Raw genomic sequence first — 21,967 nt, 5'->3', positions numbered from 1 at the left:
ATGCAATACTACTGTGGATCGGAGTTAGATGCTATTCTTTATTTTCACTATATTTGATTCTGCTAGAATTCCAAATGGTATATTGATATAAAGGGGAAAACATCCAGCTTGTTGACTTACAGCCCCCTTCAAATACGATAAAGCGCTTTAGTATAGACTACAGATGGGTACCATAAACACTAAACCAGAAAATACAGGAGCTTTTCAGGATGAACCGGCCGGTCAGACAAATGAAGAACGGCTTTTTCAAAAAATTGTAGAGGAGCAGGAAACGTGTGCCCTTATATTTCTTGATAAGGAAGGTATTATAAAAAGCTGGAACAAAGGAGCCGGGATCATTAAGGGATACAGCAGGTCAGAGGCCATAGGCAAGCATTTTGACATAAGCTTTTTACCGGAGGACCGGGCTGCGGACATTCCGGCTAACCTGCTGAAAGTATCTATGCTGGATGGTAAAGCCGTTTATGAAGGATGGTGTATACGTAAAGACGCCTCAACATACTGGGGCCAGATCTCATTGAAGGCCCTTTACAATGAAAAAGGACAGCTGCTGGGGTTTTCTGAACTGGCGCTGGACCTGAGCCTGGAAAGAGCAGCAGCGGAACGTTCGGAATCCGGCGCCACGCAGCTGCGCAATGCTAACCAGGCCCTTAATGAAAGTGGTGAAATGTACCAGGGGATGATTGCAGAGATCCAGGATTATGCGATCATCAGGCTGGATGTAAATGGCGTGATCAAAAGCTGGAACTTAGGCGCCGAAAAGATCAAAGGATATAAAGCTGAAGAAATACTCGGAAAGCATTTCTCAATATTTTATGAGGCCCCTGATCAGGCAAACGGCCTGCCGCAGAAATTAATTGAGTGCGCAAGACATACCGGAAGCGCAAAACATGAAGGGTGGCGCGTAAGAAAGGATGGCAGCCGTTTTTGGGGAAGCATTGTAATAACTGCACTGCATGCCGGCAATGGGGATGTTATAGGTTTTACAAAGGTAACCCGCGATCTTACTGAAAAGAAATTAATTGATGATGAGCTGAAACGTTCATCTGAAGAATTGAAAATTAGTATTGCTGAGCTACGGAAGAGTGAGGAACGCTATCATAAAATGGTGCAGGAAGTACAGGACTATGCAATCATTATGCTGGATGAGCAGGGAAATGTGATCAGCTGGAATATAGGAGCAGAAAGGATCAAAGGTTACCAGGCAAAAGAGATCATAGGGGTAAATTTCCGTATCTTTTACCCACCCAGGGACAAAGAGGCCGGCTTGCCTGAAAAGCTGATCGAGATTGCAGTTAAAAATGGAAAAGCCACCCATGAGGGATGGCGCGTACGGAAAGACGGTAGCCGGTTCTGGGGAAGCATTACCATAACCGCCCTTCATGGCGGGGATAATTCGATCATTGGATTTTCAAAGGTTACCCGCGACCTTACGGAGCGGAAGTTTACAGAAGACAAGATGAAGGATTATGTAATGCAGCTGGAGAACAAGAACTGGGAGCTGGAACAATTTGCCTATGTTGCCTCACATGACATGCAGGAACCATTACGGAAAATTCAAACCTTCACAGACATCATCCAGAGCAATCCCAATAACCAGGCAGTTATAGACAAGTATTTTCCAAAGATCAATACTTCCGCTAAAAGGATGAGCATGCTCATCAAATCCATACTGGATTACAGCCGTTTGGATAAAGTAAAGCACAAGGTACATACGGATCTGAATATGGTATTGGAGTCCGTACGTTTTGACCTGGAATTGCTGATCCAGGAACGGCATGCGGTCATCCTGCATGAGCCGCTTCCTGCTATTGATGTTTACCCTGACCAGGTAACCCAGCTGTTTACAAACATCCTGGGCAATGCCTTAAAGTATTGTGATAAACAACCGGTAGTTAAGATCGCTTCAACGTTTGTGAGGAAAGAAGATATTAAAAACCCGCCCGCTGATCTTGAGCACGAATATTTTCTTGAATTATCGTTCCAGGACAATGGTATTGGCTTTGAGCAGCAGTACGCAGAGGTGATCTTTGCTATTTTTCAAAGATTACATGCAAGGGATAAATATGAAGGCACCGGTATTGGGCTGGCCATGTGTAAAAGAATAATGAAAAACCATTCGGGATTTATGCGGGCAACCGGCGAGCCGGGCAAAGGCGCCTGCTTTTACACCTATTTCCCCGTAAGCTATCCGGTGTATTCCATGAACAAGGAAGCAGCCGCAACCGGGTAATTACTAATCTTATGAGGCATTGAGGCAATGTTAACCGGGTAAGTAATGCCTTATCTGGGAAAGTATTTCCACGTAGCTTATACATGAATTAGAAACGTTGTAACTAAGATCTGTGCAGGAACATTATTTGTATACCTGACACTGTAAGAAAATCTTTTTTCGCAACTAAATCCAGTTATATGTTTTACCACGTAAAAGACCTGCAGTATAATGCAAGGGTTAGCAAGCCCGACCCAGCTTTTGCTACTTTATTATTAGAACAATTTGGCGGTGCTAATGGAGAGTTAGCAGCCGCGTTAAGGTACTTTGGCCAGGCTTTTGGCGCCAGGAGCCCGTTTCCCGACAAGTACGACCTTTTAATGGATATTGCCACTGAGGAGTTTACCCACCTGGAAATTGTTGGCGCCACTATTCAAATGCTGCTGCAAGGTATCAATGGCGATCTGAAGAAAGCGGCAGATGAATCAGAGATCATGCAGATGCTGGATGGTAAAAAAGCCAAAGAGCAATTCATACACCAGGCCCTGATTGCTCCGCAGTTCTTAACAACCAGCGGGGGAGGACCGGCATACACCAACAGCCAGGGCGTGCCCTGGAGCGCAGCCTATATCAATGGCGACTGTAACGGGGATCTGACCGTTGACCTGCGTTCTAACATAGCAGCAGAATCCAGGGCAAAAATAACCTACGAATACCTGTTGCAGTTCACAGATGATCCTTATGTAAAAGACACGCTGAATTTTTTAATGACACGCGAAGTGGCCCACTTTCAAATGTTTGAAGCAGCGCTGGATTCCATTCAGCCTAACTTCCCGCCGGGTGTGTTACAATCTGATCCACGCTACAGTAACCTGTATTTTAACATGTCCAGCGGCGCCGATGTAAAGGGGCCATGGAATGAGGGCGAAAGCACCCAGTTCGGTGAAACCTGGCAGTTCATTAATGATCCTGTAAAATATGTGCTTGAAACAAATGGATTGCTGAATGTGCAGCCGGAAGGAACAGAAAGAACATTGGAAGGCGTAAGCCAGCTGGACCAGGACCTGAGCCAGGAACGCAGTGAAGAAATAAAAATGGCAGTGCCGATAGGTGTAAATGTATGGAGCCAGTCAGAGAAGGAATTAGAAGATCAATCTAAAAGCAGTGGCAGCCGTAAAAAGACTTCAACCAAAAAATAATACTGAAACCCTGCAGCAGCAGAGCAGATTGGACATCACTTATTATACCGATCCGCTTTGCTGCTGGAGCTGGGCATTTGAGCCTGTCTGGAAGCAGCTGCGCGCAGATCCGCGCTACCAGCTGACTATCCGCTATTGTATGGGTGGCATGCTCTCCAGCTGGGAGCATTATCATGATGTTATCCGCTCTGTTAGTAAGCCGGTTCAAATGGGCCCGGTGTGGTCAGAGGTAAGGCAGCTCACCGGCTGTTCTTTAAATGACAGGATCTGGTTTACAGATCCGCCTGCATCATCGTACCCGGCCTGCCTGGCAGTTAAATGTGCGGAACAGCAGTCGGCATTGGCCGCTGAGCGCTACCTTGAAAACGTAAGGGCTGCTGTTATGATCCATGGGCGGAACATTGCCCGCAAGGAAGTATTGATAGCAATTGCCAGGGAAACGGATGCCGCAGATCCACAGCTGTTTAATGCAGCTGCTTTTGAGCAGGGATTGGAGCTGCCAGCGGTGCTGGAAAGCTTTAAAAAGGACCTGGAAGAAGTAAAGGCACGGAATATATCCCGTTTTCCTGCTTTACTGATCAGGTCTGCAAATAGTACCAGCCAGCTGCTGCTAACCGGTTACCGGCCCTATGACGTGCTGGAATCCAGCATTATAAAGTTGTTAGGCTCCTGATGTTATACGCCTTTGCGCAGGCTTTCCGCATATGCATTTGGTAACGGGCTGGCCTCTACGGCTTTTGCTGCTTTTTCAACATCATAAGTAAAACGGATAAATTCTGCCTGCACAGCTGCTTTGTTTAAAATGCTGCTGTGCTCATTGATATGCAGTAAAACATAACCACCCCTGGGATCACCATCTTTGGGTTTGCCAACAGAACCAATGTTAATGGCATGGCGGAAATGGTTTTCTCCTCCGGCAATGACCCTATGATAAGGTTTATGGGTATGGCCAAAACACATCACATCTGCATCCGCATCCTGCATGATCCGGAGCAGGCTTTTTTCGTCCCGGTCCTCAAATAAATACTCGTTTATTTTCCGAGGGCTGCCGTGCACCAGCAACAGGTTCAGCTGATCATTGTTTAGCTGGAACATTACTTTGATGTGGGCCGGTAACGTACGGAGGTATTGGCGTTCTTCGTCTTTTACAATTTCATTGGTGAATGATATGGAAATGGCGCCGTTTGCCTTTTCATCGTCTGTTTTATACGCGCAGCCGCAGTCATTACTGCTGCGGCCAATACCAAAATCATAATTACCGGCAATAGTGGGAATGCCGCGTTTGCGGATCTCCTGTATCACTTCATTAGGCCAGATGTTGTAGCCTACCAGGTCGCCCAGGCAATAGATGGCGTCGGGTTTACGGCTCTCCACATCTTTAAAGAATGCCTCGAGCGCAGGCAGGTTTGCGTGAATGTCGCTGAAGAGTGCAATTTTCATTTTAATCAGGCGCTTTGTAATGTTTGATTGTTATAATATTTTTTCCTTAACCAGAATGCAACGTTTACCAGCGCTATAAGGGCGGGCACTTCTACCAAGGGCCCAATTACTCCTACGAATGCCTGGCCGGAGTTGATGCCAAATACACCAATGGCTACGGCAATGTCCAGCTCAAAGTTGTTACCAGCTGCTGTAAAAGCAATGGAAGCATTTTGGGAATAGTTTGCCCCCATAGCTTTCCCTAACAGGAAGCTAACCAGGAACATGATGGCAAAGTATATTACCAGTGGTGCTGCTATTCTTAATACATCCAGCGGGATCTGTACGATCAGCTCTCCCTTCAGGCTGAACATAACCATAATGGTAAACAGCAGAGCTATGAGTGTAACAGGGGAGATGAGCGGCACATATTTTTCCCTGAACCATGTTTCACCTTTTATGGCTATAAGACTGTAACGGCTTACAATACCCGCCAGGAAAGGAATGCCCAGGTATATGGCTACGCTTTTGGCTATTGCAGCAATGGTTACCGGAACGGTAATGCCTTTCATACCAAAAACAGTGGGCAGCCAGGTGATGAACACGTATGCGTATACGCTATATAACAACACCTGGAAAATACTGTTTAATGCCACCAGGCCAGCGGCATATTCCCGGTTACCATCTGCCAGCTCATTCCACACAATAACCATCGCAATACAACGGGCAAGCCCTATAAGTATTAAGCCGGTCATGTATTCGGGATAACCATGCAGGAATAATACTGCCAGGCCAAACATGAGGATGGGGCCAATGATCCAGTTTAATACAAGGGATACAGATAGTATGCGGGTGTTCTTAAATACTTCTCCCATGTTCTCATACCGGACCTTTGCCAGCGGGGGATACATCATGAGAATGAGGCCTGCTGCCAGCGGTATATTAGTAGTGCCGGTGGAAAAGGAATTGATAAAGGTAGCGGATGACGGAAAGAAATAACCTAAACCGATCCCTGCTGCCATTGCCAGGAAGATCCACAGGGTTAAGTACCTATCCAGGAAACCTAATTTTTTCCTTTGTGCCGGGTTGCAATTTTGATTGCTCATGCATTTTATTTTAATTGCCCGTTGTAAGGCTTCTGCGTTCCAGCAACAGCGTATCCCGCCACAGGCCATTCATTTGCCCTATTTTTTCCCGGCGCCCCACTAAACGGAACCCGCATTTCTCATGCACTTTTATACTGGCAATGTTTTCAGGAAATATACCGGCCTGCAATGTCCAGAAGCCATTGGCTTCGCTTGCTGTTATTAAGGCCTGCAGCAGCTGTGTGCCGGCATTTTTACCACGGGCATCAGGATGAATATATACGCTTACTTCTCCTACACCGGCGTACACACATCTGCCGGATACCGCTGTAAGGGCCGCCCAGCCTATTACCTGGTTGTTTTCAACGGCTACCAGCCGGCAGGTTTTTACATGGGTCTTATCCCACTCTTCCCATTCCGGTGCAGCGGTTTGGAAAGTGGCATTGCCGGTAGCAATACCACTTTCATAAATTGCTTTTACCTGCGGCCAGTGATCCGCTGTCATTGGTATGATCTGCATAGTGTTATTATTTACAACAATCGGGACCGCAGCAGCTGGCAGCGGCCGGTTTTTCGGCATAAACCGTAATACTATAAATGCCGGTATGGCTGGTTTTAAATTGCGCTATTTCATCCATGGTTAAATATTGGGCCAGTATATCATCAGGAATAGCAATTACTTTTTCCTTTTGAATGGTGATGCCGGTAAAACCATTGTTTGTTATCAGCTCCAGGTAATCCTGCTTTTGTATAGCCCCGGATACGCAGCCGGCGTACATTTCAGCTGCTGCCTGTATTTTGGGCGGCAGGTTGCCATCCAGCACAATATCGGAAATACTGAAGTGGCCACCGGGTTTCAGCACCCGGAAGATCTCTTTAAAAACACCATCCTTATTAGGAACCAAATTTAATACGCAGTTGCTTACAATTACATCGGCTGTGCTGGCGGTAACCGGCATGCGCTCAATATCGCCCTGGCGGAACTCCACATTATTGAACTGCAGCTTTTCAGCGTTTGCGCGGGCCTTCTCTATCATGGCCGACGTAAAATCTATGCCGATCACTTTCCCCGCTTCGCCGGTTTCCTGCCGGGCTATAAAGCAATCGTTACCGGCTCCTGATCCCAGGTCAATAACGGTGTTGCCTTTTTGTATCCGGGCAAACTGCGTGGGCAGGCCGCAGCCCAGGCCCAGGTCTGCATCAGGATTGTAACCTTCCAGGTTGGAATAGTCATCACTCATGATGTTATATACTTCTGTAGAGCAGCAGCCGGAACCGCAGCAGGAAGCCTGGTTAACGTCTTTTTCCTGCAAGGCGATCTCACTGTATTTCTGTTGCACCATTTCCTTTATTTGATCATCTGTAGTCATAAAAGATACTGTTTTATTATCTTATTATTGCAATATTGCGATTAATATCGGTAAAATTTTTTAGCAGCAGGTGGGGCCGTTGAGATCAACTTCTTTAAAGAAGCCTGCAAACAGCTGCTGGTATTGTTTCCATACTTTGGGATTAATACAATAGCAAACGCTGGCGCCTTCAATGGTGCCCTGTATTAAACCGGCTGTTTTCAGCTCTTTTAAATGTTGGGAGGTAGTGGCTTGTGCCAGTCCCAGCTCATCCACCAGGTCGCCGCAAACGCAGGCGTTCTTTTTAACAAGGTATTGCAAAATGGCAATACGGGCCGGATGGGCCAGCGCTTTGGCCATGATGGCTATATCATTCTGTTGTTTCGTGAAAAGGTCTGTTTTAGTAGCTCCCATTGGTCCCTTATTGTAATATCGCAATATTACGATGTGTGATTGAGATCACCAAATAAAAATTTATAGCATTGGAAATCTTCATCTATCTGCACCACTACTTATTCAAACCACTTCAACAAATTATCCGCAGCAATCCTGTAGGCTTCATGTGCGCCTTTTTTCCTGATCTCCCTGCCGGCTTGTTCATTCATTCCGTTGGGCGTTTCAGCATGCTGCGCCAGCTCTTTAAAATTAATGGTGCTGTCCTGCTGTGCTGCAAAGCAGAGCGCCTGGAACAGTCCTGCAATGTATTGATTGGCAGTTGTGACATCTACACCATTGGCAATAGTCCAGCTGCTAAGCTCATGCAGCAGGTCATAAAACGGGGTAATGAGCCCTGTGAGTGTCCACAATGCATGCAGCTGATGTTCATTAGCTACCTGCAATGGCTGGCCTAAATAGCTAAACAGCTGTGTTACCGTATCATTAGCCTGAAAGAGAAGGATAGGCCCCATATGTTGCATAACGGTTGGCGTGGGAACAGCGCGGGCCACCCAGGTGGCTGGTGCTACCGCATTAAGCAGCTCAGCTTTTTTCAGCAGGGGCACCAGCGATACCACAGTCTGTTCTTCCCGGAACACCAGTGTGCGCAGCACTTCCACTGCAACAGCAGGCCTCACGGCAACAAAAACAATATCCGATTGATCGATCACCTGCTGATTGCTTTCCAGCCGCTGTACCTGCGGGTATTTTTCCGCCAAATGCCGTGCATTGGCCTCATTGCGGGGTGAAAGATATATTTGCGTGTTTGCGATGGAAGAAGTGCATAATCCTTCTACGATAGCGTTGGTGATCTTGCCAACACCAATAAAACCGATCTGCATTTTTGTGTTAAAGTTATTGTTATCTGATTAATTTTCCCCCTACCTGCAACTTTTCCCCCGCGCAGTCGTCTTAGCTAACTATCTGATCACACAAAATCCATAAAATGAAGCATATCACCATCCTATTCCTCTCCGTACTCACAATCTCTGCTTACGGGCAAGACAAATACAATCATACTTATTATAACAAGCTGACAGAACTCAGTGGAACAGATTACGTTCTGGCAACCATTGAAAGTGCCGGAAAAATGTTTAATGTAAACAGTACTTCTCTTTTATTCCTGAATACCAGGAACGGGCAGTCAAAACAAATTGATTTTCCTAATGGTGCTTATATCCAGAAGATCGAGCAGATCAACATAGATAGTTTTCAAATTAATAAGGTAATGGTAACAGCGCACACTGTGAACCTTGATAATGACAAAAGAATTGATTGGGGAGATCCCACCCAGATCATTATTCTCTCAACAGACGGACAGGAAAAAACACAATTAACCAAAGATAATTTTTTTGCAAGAACCTGGTTAATCAATAGCCAAACAGGAACGATTGTTATTACAGGACATACCGACACCAATAATAATGGCAAATACGATCGGACAGACAAAAGTGAAATATTACTTTACGACTTAAAGACATTAAAATTAATAGTAAGGATCTAGGTAAAGCACCACCCGCGTAAGCAATAGCTCCACGCGGGTTGTGCTCTTTTATTTAACAAACACCAAAGTCATTCCCGTTCCTGAAGAGATCAGGAAATTATCAAACGACATATCAGCAGCATGCGCCCGGATACCGGCTTTACCACTTATGATGGGCGCGGGATCGGTATAGTCAATAACCGGCGTTATCATATCATTCAGATAGATCTTTATGTTAGCGCCATTTAATACAGCCCTGAGCTTATAGGATTGCCCGGCGCTAAGCGCTTGCGCCTTATAGGCAAGAGTGGTCCAGTTGTAGTTCTGTTTGCCCAGCACAATGCCACCGGCTTCTATACCTGCGTAGTAACCCTGCAGGTAATCAGAGCTAACGGCGTTGGATGTACCAAATTCTCCTGCGGCCGGGTTACGCACGCGGAAGATCAACCCGCCATTTCCCCCTGAAGGACATTGCACATCTGCTTCAACGGTATAATCCGTCCAGCCAGCATTTCCCATGGCCCGTTTGCCAAAACCATTAATAACAGCCCTGCCGGACGAGATAGAGAAGTCTCCGTTGTCATAATTCCATAAACCAGAGAAGCTGCCGGAATCAAAATTATCTGAACCATTGGGCAGGGTAGTGGTCCCCGATTCAAATTTCAGGATGGAGAAATCAAACTCACCTTCAACAGTTTCCAACCGGATGCTGTGATTGCCTGCGGGAAGATTTAAATTTTTTAAGACTGCCGTACGCCAGGCGCTCCAGGCGCCTGTAGCAGGGATAGCAACAATTCCGGAAACATCCGCTCCGTCGCAGTAAACGCGTACTTTACAGGATGTGAAAGTAGTAGCATATCTCAAACCCAAATGATACGCGCCTGTTGATTGTACATTTACATTGTACTGGTACCATTCACCGGTTTGGTTCCAGCCTATATTTTCCCCGCCTTCTTCACAGTCACGTATATCTACCTTGTCTAACCGGTATTTTCCGCCGGTGTTTTCGTTGGTGAGATCGTGATAGCCAACTCCTTCGCCTCCTTCGTTATAATGAACCGCAGGAATGGTTCCGGGAATGGGTTTATTAAAGCTAAATACCCCGCTTCCATTTACCCGGTTGCTGAAGGCCGTGTACCCGAAATCAGCGTGATCGTTATAGGTAGTTACCCCGATCTTGCCTGCTGCTGTAATGTTGGCTGTACGGGTAGATTTCAGCATGCCATCTACATAGATCCTGAAGGTGGCGCCTTCTTTTTCTACCCGTATTACATGCCATTTCTGATAATCCCACCCGGCAGGCAGCGGAATGGAATTTACACCGATAGATGCTCCATTCACTTTTATATCTGTTTCCAGTGTGTTATTAAAGCTGCTCAGCAATGCCGATCCAAAAGTATTTTCATCGATATAGGAAAACACAGCTCCGAAGCGCGCATCATTTCCGCCCCGGCTCATTTCTTTCATGTTAAATTCTGCCGTATAGTTGGCCGCAGCGGTAGCCGTTGTAACCTGCCGGTACCATTGCAGAGTGGCTTTATTATCCTGCCACATCAATTCCTGGTTGTATATTCCCCAGTTGCCACCATTGATGTTTGTCCAGCTGCTGCCAATAGCCGTCCGGTCAAAACGGTCATAAAAAGTAGGTAAGGCAGGAGAGGGCTGGGTCCAGTTTGTAGGGCCGTATACAAGTAGCTTACTGCCGTTAAAACCCATGGGATCAATATTCAATTTTCTATTAGGCCCCACGATAGTGCTGGGCCCTAGCAGGTTATGATAGGCAATGAACCAGGTATCCAGGTCAGGGCCTATAACAGCGCCGCTATGGCCCAGGCCAAAGAAAGCGCCTTCCGTATTGAGTAAAATGGGATTGTCAGCGCCTGAAGTATAACTGCCTAATGGAGCAGTGGCCGTAGCATAGTTAACCCGGTATCCCCTGCTGAAAACATGATTACCGGTATAGGTAATGTAGTAAACCCCATTGCGTTTAAAAATGGTGGAGCCTTCTGTCCAGCCGTGGAGCGATGTACCGCTTAGCGTGTTGCCTGTGCCGATGGATAAAGGCCCGCTCATGGCAGCGCCTTGTATGCCGCTGCCGCCTGCATTGGTGAAATACATCTGTCCATTATCATCTGTAAATACAGAACCATCAATACTGTGGCCAAGGTTGCCTGTTTGCACAGTGAATGGACCTGTGGGGCTGTCGGCCGACAGGATGTAGTGGCCATTACCCGCCGGTGATGTATACATATAAAATTTGCCGTTCCAGTAAATTACTTCAGGCGCATAGGCTCCCTGGGATATGGTAACGGTGCCGGCTACACACAGTCCTTCATAGCTCCAGGTAGCCAGGTCCCAGCTGCTCCAGCATTTAACGCCTGCCTGGTCATCACGTGTGCTGCAGTATAAATAATATTTGCCCCTGAACTTAAGGATGTAAGGATCTCCAATACCATATTCTCCCCATTCCTGCGGAAGCGTGCGGGGATTGGTAACCTGGCTGAAAGCTGGCAGGGAATACAGCAGGGTACCTAATAACAGGGCAGGCAATGATTTTAAAAGCATGTTTTTTTTCAGAAGTTGGCTAAGGAGAGAAGGAGGGATTGTAGAAATGGTTTTCATAACAATGTGATTTAGTGGATAGATAAACCGGGAAACAATGATTATAAAATAACAACAATTTTGCTGGCTTTTCACAAAATACTATCTTCCACGTTCAAGGCTTCAAGGTATCATGAAAGCATTCACAATTTCTCTCCTGGTATTCACCGTTGTCCGTTTCCGGACGCCAGCTGCTTACATTTGAACAAGTATGAAAAAATATAATATATAAGTGATGCATCTTGCACACTGCCCATATATGGCAGCCTTCTTGTAGCAGCTCCTGTATAATGCCAAGATTATGAGCCACATTGTTATTCCTATTCCACCATTACCAGGTAAGCAGGAAATAGAAGTTGAAGTAACGATCAACAACCAGAAGCAACAGCTGCACTACCGGGTAGAGCTGTTTTACTGGGACGAGTGTTCTAATCCCATGGGGCACCGGGCAGATTGCATCAGCGAAATGCTGTCGCACCATGATCCGGAATGGATGGTATATTATATTGGCGCACCAACCGACAAGTTTGTGCCGATCACATTTGTGAGTAAGGAAAGCAGGAAACTATTGCAAAAGGTTAAAGTATCAGCTGAATAGCTACAATTTAATTCTACATGAGTATTGTTAACGATGTTCGTGCGCAGGAAGTATCTCTTTCTGTGACGCGGGAGATCTTTTTTACAGATGCGCATTATTCGCATGGTTTGTCCAATTGAATAAAACAAAACTCTTCCGGAAGGGCATCTCCGGAAGCCTGGTTTTATCATAATATTCAAAGCAGTCTTTATGCCGAAACCCGGAACTGAACGTGTTATTATGATTGAATTTAATTCGTAAGGGTTAATTAATCAAGGTAAATTGAGCTGGGTTATTTGTTTTTTACAAGAATTTTTCCTTTCTTGCAACTTCCTATACCGTCATGTTCCTTATGCCAGTTCATTTACCCAAGCTGTCATTGCTTATACGTCTATTGCTGTTGACCGGACTATTTGTTTTTACACTTACCAGCATAACAGCCGGACAATCAATGGTATTCAGCCCTGCTGCTGAAGATAAGCAGCTGCTATCATCCCTGTTCACAAAGTATGAACAGCATTACCAGAGTGGGTTAACCAAACTTCCCGCTGAAAATAAAAAGAGTTATGAAGAGATCTATCAGCTGCGCTGGGATCATATAAAGGAGGTGTTTGATAACAAGGAGCTTTATACTGCCCCTGAAGCCCAGCAATATCTGGATGCTCTGGTGGAGGAAATTGTGAAAACAAATCCTTTACTGCAGGACCGTACTTTCCATTGCTATTTTTCGCGTTCCGGTGTTCCCAATGCCAGCTATATTGGTGAAGGCATGATCCTTTTCAATATGGGGCTGTTCCGGCAGCTGGAGGATGAAAGTCAGGCAGCTTTTGTTATTTGTCATGAAATTGCACACTACTTTTTGCAACATAGCGAGAATAGTATTTCAAAGTATGTAACTACGATCAATAGTAAGGCTGTACAGCAAGAGCTGCGTAAAATAAAAGGTTCTGAATACAGGAAGCGCGCGCAGCTGGAAAATCTGGTGAAAGGCATCACCTTCAATAGCCGCCGGCATAGCAGGGATCATGAAGCGCAGGCTGATTCAATGGCGGTTGAGTTCCTGCACAATACCAGGTTTGACATTACTGGTGCAACTACTGCATTGGACCTGCTCGACAATATTGATGCTGATACCCTGAACACCAGTGCATGCCTGGAGCGCCTGTTCAATGCAAAAGCATATCCCTTTCAGAAAAGATGGATCGCCAGACAGGAAGGCCTCCTGGGCGGGCATGCACAATTGAAAGAGGACGACAAACCGGAGGATTCCCTGAAAACACATCCTGACTGTAAATTAAGAGTACAGCTGCTGGCGCCCCTGATAACCAGGTATAAGGCTTCCGGTAAGTCAGGCTTTGTAGTCAATAAAACGGAATTTGAAGTATTGAAAGCCAATTTTCAATACGAGATAGTAGAGTATGCCTACACGTCAAATAACTATACCCGGAGCCTCTATTATACAATGGTCCTGCTGGAGAAGCATCCTGCAGATCCCTGGCTGATAACCCAGGTGGGAAGAATATTGAATAGTTGTTATGCCGCTCAGAAAGCGCATACGCTCGGCAGGCAGGTAGAGCTGCCATCGCCGGGTTTTTCTTCCGGTTACAACCTGTTATTACAATTTATACAAAACCTTTACCTGGAAGAGTTTTCATCCATCAGCTATCATTATTTGCATCAATATTCCCCTCAGCTTAGCTATTATCCGGACTTTAAAAAAGAGTATATCACAAGTAGTCAATTGATAAAACAATAACAAATTATTTTTAACTGATCCCTAAACATTGAAATTATGATTAAGCATCTGCTTATTGTTGCATTCTTCTTTTTTACATCATCATTGTATGCCCAAAGTAAATTAAGCGTAGAGAATGTTTATGCCGCATACCTGCAAAACAGCGGCACTATTATGGAAAATAACCAGATAAAAGGATATTTTTTCCTTTATCAAAGCGATAAGATAGACAGACGCACCAATGAATATACCTTGCAGATAGTGGACGAAAACCTGAATAAGGTGAAAGATATTAAGTTTCAGGACTCAAAGAAATTAAGCTTGCTGGAAGCTGCTTATAATGGCAACAGCATATCCTTTCTTTTCAAAAATGAGGACAACAAAACACTGGACATGAAAGTGTACGGTATTGATGGTAAGCTAAAATATACATACAGCCGGGAGTACACCAAGAAAACAGATGATCTCATGAAGAGGTATGAGACCATGCACACAGATGAAGGAACCAATCAGAATGTATTTGACCTGGGTGAGCAAGGGTATGCCTCTGTACTGCCGCTGAGAGATGGTAGAACACGTACCTATGAGGTGGACTATTATTCATCAAATTCAAAAAAATATTGGACATATGTTCCGTCAGATGATGATGAACGTTATGCAAATGCTGAATTCCTGGGCAGCACAGATAGCCTGATCATACTGGAAGTAATGAAAAGGAACAGAATGATGAGCGGTAAGATCACGGCGCACCTGGTAGGCATCGACATTACCAGCAAAAAGAAAATTTTTGATCTGGACGGAGAGGATGATACCTACACGCTGGTACCTTCCAATGTGATACCCGTAAAAGGTAGCGGCCGGATACTGGTAATGGGAAGCTACTTTGATAAGAATGATAATGTGGCCAAAGATTTCAGTAAAGGGCTGGCCATTTATGAGATTGACGGCAAAGGGAATGTGCTGTCTAAAACTTATAACTCCTGGGGTAAGGATTTCGCTAAATACCTGCCTACCGGTAATAAAGGCAAGCTGGATAAAGTTGGGTTCCTCTTCATCCATAAATTGATCCGGACCCATGATGGTAAGATCTTTGCAGTTGGGGAAGGTTATAAAAGACAGGTCAGCGCCGGTGGTATTGCCTTAACCGCACTTTCCGCAGCAGCCGGTTCTTATGGTAGTACAAGCACTACCAAAATTGTGACGACGGATATGGTAGTTATGGAGTTTAATGATAAATATAAGGTGACCGACGCGACCATTTATGATAAAACAAATAACACGGCAGACCTTTTATTGAGCGACTTCCACAGCCAGCATGCCATTGCATTGCTCCTGAAAGCAACGGGTGGTTTTGATTATGAGTTTACCACCGGTGATGCGGATAATAATACCTTTTCCATCTGTTACGGTGATTGGGTGAGAAGCTCGAATTACAAAGGTCAAACCTTTAATACCCTTCGTTATAACGGCACGAAATTCACAAAGGATAAAATTGAATTGAAGTCAAAAGCCAGCAGAATGCAGGTGCTGCCGGCCAAAGCAGGTTCCATTATGATCCTGGAATACTTTAAAAAAGACAAACGCCTTGAATCCAGGTTAGAGAAGATCGGGTAATAGCAGCGTTCTATAAACAGCCGCCCCTGGGATTATCCCAGGGGCGGCTGTTTTTCGACGAAGGCCTGATGTCAATAAAAATTTAGCCCCAACAAAGACTTTTTTAATGTAACTTGCCGCACAGGTTGTTTAAAACCCTATTACCACTACATTACTGACAGATACCTTGTTTTCATGTTGCCTTAATACCGTGATTTAAACCGTGTTTGAATGATGAATTCCTGTGTTCATAAAATTATAACACCAGATCTTTAATATATTATTTATGGGAAAAATCTACTTCTTTCTATTGTTGCTGTTATGCAGCACAGGTTCCTTTGCGCAAAACCGTTTTCTGATACCTTTTTATACAGCGCCCGACAGCTCTATTATACTGGATTATAACGGCCAATATTTGCTGTCTTATAAGCAAGTGGGAGATTATTACACTTATTACCTGAGTAATATTGGCTCTGGTACTATACAAATAATTCCCTACCACAAAGGATTTAATCGTGGTCTTAGAGAGGGTTTAATCGATGAGCACCCGCATATATGGGTGGCACCATCATCTGGTGCAGTAATAGAAGGTGAACCACTGGATTCTACCACTGATCTGTCGCCATTATACGAATGGGACGGGCATGTTCTAACCAAGATCGCGGATTCTGTTAGCCATGTAGACGTTGGTTGGCTGAATGTGATTTTTTTCAAGCAAGATGGCCCTAATTCAGGACTGACGACCTGGAGCCTGGGAGGTGCAGGAGCTGGGGCAATGCTTACGAAAGACCCCGTTTACGGCGCTGCTATTTCTACGTTTGTACATGCTGCATATTCTACAGGCAAAAATTTTTATCGCTATAGATTCTACAACAACACATACCTGTCCGACCACTTGACACCATCTAATGGTGATACTACCCAGCCGGGGTATTTTTATGGTATTTCAATGAGTTGGGATGGAGTCGCTTATTACCTGAGCCACCGGGAAGGCAGCCCAACCAGGGTACATGCCAGTTATTCTGATACGGATTCAAGCCGGGTTCTATTTACACAGGGCGATGTTGACGGACATTCAGATTTTTCAATGGAAGTTACCAGCCCCGTAATGAACAGACGTTATGGCACTATAGGAGGTATTAACCTCACCTCTCCCTACCGGAATAACACACGGGGTGATGTATATGCGGTAGACCGTATTCTTGGGTTTCATAATGTGCTGCATATACAAACAGGTACTGATATTGAATTTGCAAGGGTGGTTTCGGTCAATCCAGATGGCGATATTGCAGTAAAAACAAAAGGAAAGGGAAAAGAGGCACTTTACCTTATAAGCCATGATGGAAGCTACAATAAAAAAGTGGTGGACAGCAGCACCTATTGGACCTGGAATGATACCGGCAGCTGGACCACGGCTATTGGCCCCACCTTATATATAATAAGACCAGATACCGCAGTTGTTCACTATGCAAACCCCATTTCAAAGAGGGGGTATACCCGTAATAAAACGCCTATAGTGGCCCAGGACTTTGTACACAGTATTGGCACCATCAATACAGATACCAGTAAAACTTATTCGCTGCAGTTCGTAGAGATCATAACGCGCCCATCCCAGGGTGTATTGCTGGATAAGAACAACAAGCCCATTTACAACCATACAATAATTTCAAGGCAGGACCTGGATACCCTTAAATACAGCGCCGGCAGCTTCCCGGTCAGGGATACTTTCAGCTACCGTGCGTTTGATAGTGTTGCCTGGACAAATGTGGCCCCTATTTATATTAACATTGTGCAGGCCCCGGACACACTTAAACCTTTTGAGCGCAATACGCTGGAAGGTACCCCCATCCGTTTCTGGGCCAGCCAGTTTAAACAAAACTATGTAGGTAAGCTAAAGGCCATAAGGGTTAACCGGCTGCCGGCATATGGCAAGCTGACCATACAGGGTAAGCAGGTATTTTACGAAAGAAGCCGCGACATTTCGCTGGAAGAAATTGACAGCATGTATTATACGCCCTATCCCAATATTGTAGGGGTAGATACCCTGCAATGGATGGCCTATAATGATACCGCCCTTTCGAAAAATGATACGCCCGTAATACTACGGGTTTACCCGCAGCTGAATACGCAGCCTGTTTTAAGAACGCTGAAAGCCAGCTACAGCCAGTGGGGCCAGCCGGAAAACATTCTCATAGCCAACTATCCCAGGCCGGAGGCGCATACCGATGTATGGGTATGGATAGACGGTACACAAATGCTGCCTGTTGCTGCCGACAAAACATTTGTGCTGTCGCCATCCATGTACAGCGCAGGCACGCACCAGCTAAAAGTTACTTTTAAGCATAAGCTGGACAGTATTAGCCTTATACAAAACTTTACTATTACCGGGGCGCCGGCCCCATTGATGGTGGGCGCCGGCCGGCATGGCATAACAGCGGATGATATTACGGGTGAGCTGACGGTTTTACCTAACCCTTTCAATGGGCAGTTTACCGTCAGCGGCTTATCGTGGGACCGCAGCTACCTGCTGCGTTTGTATGATGCACAGGGCAAGCTGGTATTTACAGACCGTTCCTTTAATCAAAGCAAAAAAGTGCTGAATGCAGGCAATTACGCGGTTACAAAGGGGGGGTACTATTTACAGGTATATGACATGCAAAGCAAAACAGTGGTAAAAACCATTAAGCTGCTTCGTTTGTAAGATCCATATCATAAAAATAAAGATGCCTTAAAAGTAAGGGCCGGGGAAAAAATATTCCTGGCCCTTGGCATTTACACTAATAATGGCTTTCCGGCAATTATTCTCTTTAATATAAAGCTGCTGTTCTGCCCGGCTCAAACAATACTTAGCCCTGATCGCCGTTGTATATGGAAATCGTTAATATTAATATTTATATATTGATTGTCAGGAATTAATTTTTATAATGAATCAGCGATTTTGTCAATATTTTCTATATATTAACGATATAAATTGCCACCGTGCTTAAACCTATTTTATTTTGAACCAATAGCAAAAGTTGTTTTACCAAAATCTGAGTGCTAAATTTAAATAATCCGTTATGAAAATACACGTATGTTTATTAGTGCCGCTTTATCCATTTTTAAACTAAAACAAATATCCGTTAAGGTATAGTCATTCACGTTTGGAAAAGGTTTCCTCATCACAGGCAAGCAGCTTCTGAGCTTATTGCTTTACACGTCAATATTCCACAAACAAATAAAATCCATCTTATGAACAAAGATCTATTTCGCAGGGCGCGTACGTTGTGCTTGTTATTATTGCTGATAACAGGTATGGCCAACGCACAGACACGAGCTGTTACCGGCAAGGTAACAGATGAAAAAGGTGATCCAATACCAGGCGCCACCATTCAGATAAAGGGCACCAATAGCGGCACAGCAGCAGGTCCGGATGGTACATTTAAAGTAAATGCCCCTGAAAATGCCACCACGCTGGTTATCACCTACGTGGGGTTTGCCAGCCAGGAAGTGAGCATCAGCGGCAAAACGAACGTAAGCGTTATTTTACAAACAAGCAGCACCCAGCTAACAGATGTAGTGGTAGTGGGTTATGGAACCGTTCGTAAAAAAGATCTCACCGGCTCCGTTGCCTCCATTCAGGCCAAGGATTTTAATAAAGGTACATTCACCGCTCCTGACCAGCTTATCCAGGGTAAGGTAGCCGGCGTACAGATCGTTTCAAACAGCGGCCAGCCCGGCGCAGCCACTACGGTACGCATCAGGGGAAATGCCGCATTAACAGGCACCGGCCAGCCACTGTATGTAGTGGATGGGGTACCCCTGGATGGACGTTCCGCCCGGCCCGGCTTAAATGTGCCTGAGCTTGGGAACGTTCCCGGAGGTAATGCACTGAACTTTATTAACCCCTTTGACATCGCTTCCGTTGATGTATTGAAGGATGCATCCGCCACCGCCATTTATGGTTCCAGGGCGGCTTACGGCGTAGTGCTCATCACCACCAAAAGAGGGACGGCAGGCGAGCCTAAGCTGGATATAGGCGCTTCCGTTGGTGTCAGCAATATTATGCGGCGCATTAACGTGCTGGATGGCGACCAGTACCGCCAGGCATTACAGAAATGGGACCTGGGTAATACCAACGATAAAGGCTCCAATGTAAATGCGCTGGATGCCATATTGCGTACTGCTGTAACCCAGAACTATAATATAGGCGTTAGCGGTGGTAGCGATAATGCCAAATACCGCTTATCAGCTGGTATGCTGGACCAGCAGGGTATTGTTAAAAAATCTGATTTTAAGAAATACACCGTAGGCCTGAACGCAGGGTTTAAATTCCTGAACAATAAAAGACTGGGGGTTGATCTGAATGTGATCTCCAACCAGTACCAGGAAAATATTCCGCCCATCACCAACGATGCCGGTTTTGGCAACAGCCTTTTAGGCCAGGCATTACAATGGAACCCTACGGAATCATTGTATAATGCAGATGGTTCCCTGAACATTAAACAGGGAAGCGCTGCGGTGAACCCGGTGGCCATGTCACAGGTGTATCACGATAAGTCAAGAGTAACCACTATCCTGGGAAGCATCTCTCCTTATTACAAGATCACAGATGACCTGGAATTCCGCATGCAATACAGCATCAACTACAGCAGCGGTATCAGGAGAACAGCCGTGGATGGCAATATTAATCTGAACACTTTCGGTATAAATGCCAACCCGCCTTCAGGATTGGGCTGGGCCAACATTGGTCAGAATGAGCTGGCCACCCAGCAGTTCACCAATACACTGACCTATAATAAAGAGATCAGCAAAGACCTGCACCTGAATGCGCTGGTAGGTTATGAATACCTGAAGTTCACGAACAAGGGCGCTTATATGAACGGCCTGGGCCCTGCACAGGCAGGCGGTTTCGGTAACTATGGGCTGGATCTCACAGACTATATACAGTTCTCCAACGCAGCAGGCCGTAACATTACTTCATTTGCGGATCCGGTTTCAGAATTGCAGTCTTATTTCGGCAGGTTAACGCTGAACCTCAAAGATCGTTACATGTTAACCGGTACTGTCAGAACAGATGGCTCCACCAAATTCGGTTCTAATAACCGCTATGGTGTATTCCCTTCATTTGCAGCTGCCTGGAATATCAGCAACGAAAGCTTCTTCACCAAGGGAGTGGTTACCAACCTGAAGCTGCGTGGCGGCTGGGGTAAAACCGGTAACCAGGAATTTCCTTCCGGCGCTTCACAGTCCAGGTGGGCTTTCCAGAACAATGGCGCTATATCGCAGCAGTCCAATGCAAACCCGGATCTCAAATGGCAGTCAGACAAGCAATATAATATAGGGCTTGACTTTGCTTTGGTACACGACCGGATCACAGGTTCCGTAGACTATTTCCATAAAACAACCTCCGACCTGTTGTATCCTACTACTGCCATACAACCGGCTGCATCACAGTCTGTAGTAACCTGGAAGAACCTGGATGGCAAGATCGTGAACAAAGGTTTTGAAGCCATGGTGAATGCCAGCATTGTTCAGGGTAAGGATTTCAGCTGGGATCTGGGTGCGAATGTTACCTTCCTGAAGAATAATGTTACCGGGATGGCCGCGCCTATTTACACCGGTCAGCTGAACGGGCAGGGCGTATCAGGAACACTGGTAGAGATCATTTACAATGATATGCCCATTAACGGATTTTACACCAGGGCTTATGGTGGTATGGATAAAGACGGACAATCCATCTACCCCAATGGCGACAGCTTAAGCTACCAGGGAAATCCGAACCCCACGAAGCTGCTGGGTATCAGCACTACGCTTGCATATAAGAAATTAACGCTCACTGCCAACATGAACGGCGCTTTTGGGCATAAGATCTATAACAATACCTTTAACAACGTAGTGAATATAAGTAACCTCAGGGGCGCACGTAACATTGCAGAAGAGTTCTTTACTGCAACGCCGCAGGAATCCCTGTCAAACCGCGTTACTTCTTCCTCCCGTTTTATTGAGAGTGGGAATTATATGAAGCTGGCCAACGTTACCCTTACTTATGCCTTAGGCGATATTGGCCATGTGGTAAAGGGACTGAATATTTATGTAACAGGGCAGAACCTGTTTGTAATTACCAAGTTCAAAGGATTTGATCCTGAAGTGAACGTAGATAAGAGCAGTGGCGCGCCCGGCGCAGATTCCAAAACCGGGATGTCTACTTCCGGAGGGGTACCCTCTGCAGGTATCGAGTATCAACCTTATCCTTCTGCCCGTACGTTTACGCTTGGTGTTAACTTTTCCCTTTAATCA

16 protein-coding genes are annotated in these 21,967 nt (G+C 45.5%); 9 read left to right on the top strand and 7 right to left on the bottom strand.

Annotated features, from left to right (window positions below):
* Positions 1-163: 163 nt before the first annotated feature.
* The 3 genes from KVT36_RS08070 (at position 164) to KVT36_RS08060 (ending at position 4,084) form a co-directional block, all read left to right on the top strand.
* Positions 164-2,233, top strand: coding sequence for a PAS domain-containing sensor histidine kinase (locus KVT36_RS08070; RefSeq protein WP_217602980.1), 2,070 nt, complete (start codon positions 164-166; stop codon positions 2,231-2,233).
* A 179-nt stretch (positions 2,234-2,412) separates the two neighbouring features.
* Positions 2,413-3,411, top strand: a complete 999-nt coding sequence (locus tag KVT36_RS08065; RefSeq protein ID WP_217602979.1) for a manganese catalase family protein — start codon at positions 2,413-2,415, stop codon at positions 3,409-3,411.
* Positions 3,377-4,084, top strand: coding sequence for a DsbA family protein (locus tag KVT36_RS08060; protein WP_217602978.1), 708 nt, complete (start codon positions 3,377-3,379; stop codon positions 4,082-4,084). The genes KVT36_RS08065 and KVT36_RS08060 overlap by 35 nt, the downstream gene beginning before the upstream one ends.
* A 2-nt stretch (positions 4,085-4,086) precedes the next feature.
* On the opposite strand, the gene KVT36_RS08055 is transcribed toward KVT36_RS08060, so the two are convergent.
* From KVT36_RS08055 to KVT36_RS08030, 6 genes are all read right to left on the bottom strand, one after another.
* Complete coding sequence (locus KVT36_RS08055; RefSeq protein ID WP_217602977.1) at positions 4,087-4,851, bottom strand: metallophosphoesterase; 765 nt, start codon at positions 4,849-4,851, stop codon at positions 4,087-4,089.
* 5 nt (positions 4,852-4,856) lie between these two features.
* Positions 4,857-5,936 (bottom strand): ACR3 family arsenite efflux transporter, encoded by a 1,080-nt coding sequence (gene arsB, locus KVT36_RS08050; protein WP_217602976.1) that lies wholly within the window; start codon positions 5,934-5,936, stop codon positions 4,857-4,859.
* 10 nt (positions 5,937-5,946) lie between these two features.
* Positions 5,947-6,435 carry a GNAT family N-acetyltransferase gene (locus tag KVT36_RS08045; protein WP_217602975.1) on the bottom strand — a complete coding sequence of 163 codons (489 nt, stop codon included), beginning with the start codon at positions 6,433-6,435 and terminating at the stop codon, positions 5,947-5,949.
* Positions 6,436-6,442: 7 nt separating this feature from the next.
* A complete protein-coding gene (locus KVT36_RS08040) occupies positions 6,443-7,285 on the bottom strand; it encodes an arsenite methyltransferase (RefSeq protein ID WP_217602974.1) in 843 nt (280 codons plus the stop codon).
* A gap of 60 nt (positions 7,286-7,345) precedes the next feature.
* Entirely contained in the window at positions 7,346-7,678 is a 333-nt protein-coding gene (locus tag KVT36_RS08035) for a helix-turn-helix transcriptional regulator (protein ID WP_217602973.1), read from the bottom strand.
* A gap of 98 nt (positions 7,679-7,776) precedes the next feature.
* Positions 7,777-8,541: an NAD(P)-binding domain-containing protein gene (locus KVT36_RS08030; protein WP_217602972.1), complete on the bottom strand. Its 765-nt coding sequence runs from the start codon at positions 8,539-8,541 to the stop codon at positions 7,777-7,779.
* A gap of 104 nt (positions 8,542-8,645) precedes the next feature.
* Between KVT36_RS08030 and KVT36_RS08025 the strand changes: the two genes are divergently transcribed.
* Complete coding sequence (locus KVT36_RS08025; protein ID WP_217602971.1) at positions 8,646-9,203, top strand: hypothetical protein; 558 nt, start codon at positions 8,646-8,648, stop codon at positions 9,201-9,203.
* A gap of 48 nt (positions 9,204-9,251) precedes the next feature.
* Here KVT36_RS08025 and KVT36_RS08020 read toward each other — a convergent pair whose 3' ends face one another.
* Entirely contained in the window at positions 9,252-11,747 is a 2,496-nt protein-coding gene (locus tag KVT36_RS08020; protein WP_217602970.1) for a family 43 glycosylhydrolase, read from the bottom strand.
* A gap of 337 nt (positions 11,748-12,084) precedes the next feature.
* On the opposite strand from KVT36_RS08020, the gene KVT36_RS08015 reads away from it, so the two are divergent.
* The 5 genes from KVT36_RS08015 (at position 12,085) to KVT36_RS07995 (ending at position 21,964) form a co-directional block, all read left to right on the top strand.
* Positions 12,085-12,381, top strand: a complete 297-nt coding sequence (locus tag KVT36_RS08015) for a hypothetical protein (protein WP_217602969.1) — start codon at positions 12,085-12,087, stop codon at positions 12,379-12,381.
* A gap of 331 nt (positions 12,382-12,712) precedes the next feature.
* Positions 12,713-14,116, top strand: a complete 1,404-nt coding sequence (locus KVT36_RS08010) for a M48 family metalloprotease (protein WP_217602968.1) — start codon at positions 12,713-12,715, stop codon at positions 14,114-14,116.
* Positions 14,117-14,152: 36 nt separating this feature from the next.
* Entirely contained in the window at positions 14,153-15,709 is a 1,557-nt protein-coding gene (locus KVT36_RS08005; protein WP_217602967.1) for a DUF6770 family protein, read from the top strand.
* 265 nt (positions 15,710-15,974) lie between these two features.
* Positions 15,975-18,389 carry a T9SS type A sorting domain-containing protein gene (locus KVT36_RS08000; RefSeq protein WP_217602966.1) on the top strand — a complete coding sequence of 805 codons (2,415 nt, stop codon included), beginning with the start codon at positions 15,975-15,977 and terminating at the stop codon, positions 18,387-18,389.
* A 530-nt stretch (positions 18,390-18,919) separates the two neighbouring features.
* Positions 18,920-21,964, top strand: coding sequence for a SusC/RagA family TonB-linked outer membrane protein (locus tag KVT36_RS07995; RefSeq protein ID WP_217602965.1), 3,045 nt, complete (start codon positions 18,920-18,922; stop codon positions 21,962-21,964).
* Positions 21,965-21,967: the final 3 nt, after the last annotated feature.

It is taken from the genome of Chitinophaga sp. GbtcB8 (assembly GCF_019091455.1).
In the GTDB taxonomy this organism is placed as follows: Bacteria; Bacteroidota; Bacteroidia; order Chitinophagales; family Chitinophagaceae; genus Chitinophaga.
The sequence above is the reverse complement of the archived record's forward strand: the minus strand, read 5'-3'. Positions and strand labels throughout refer to the sequence as shown.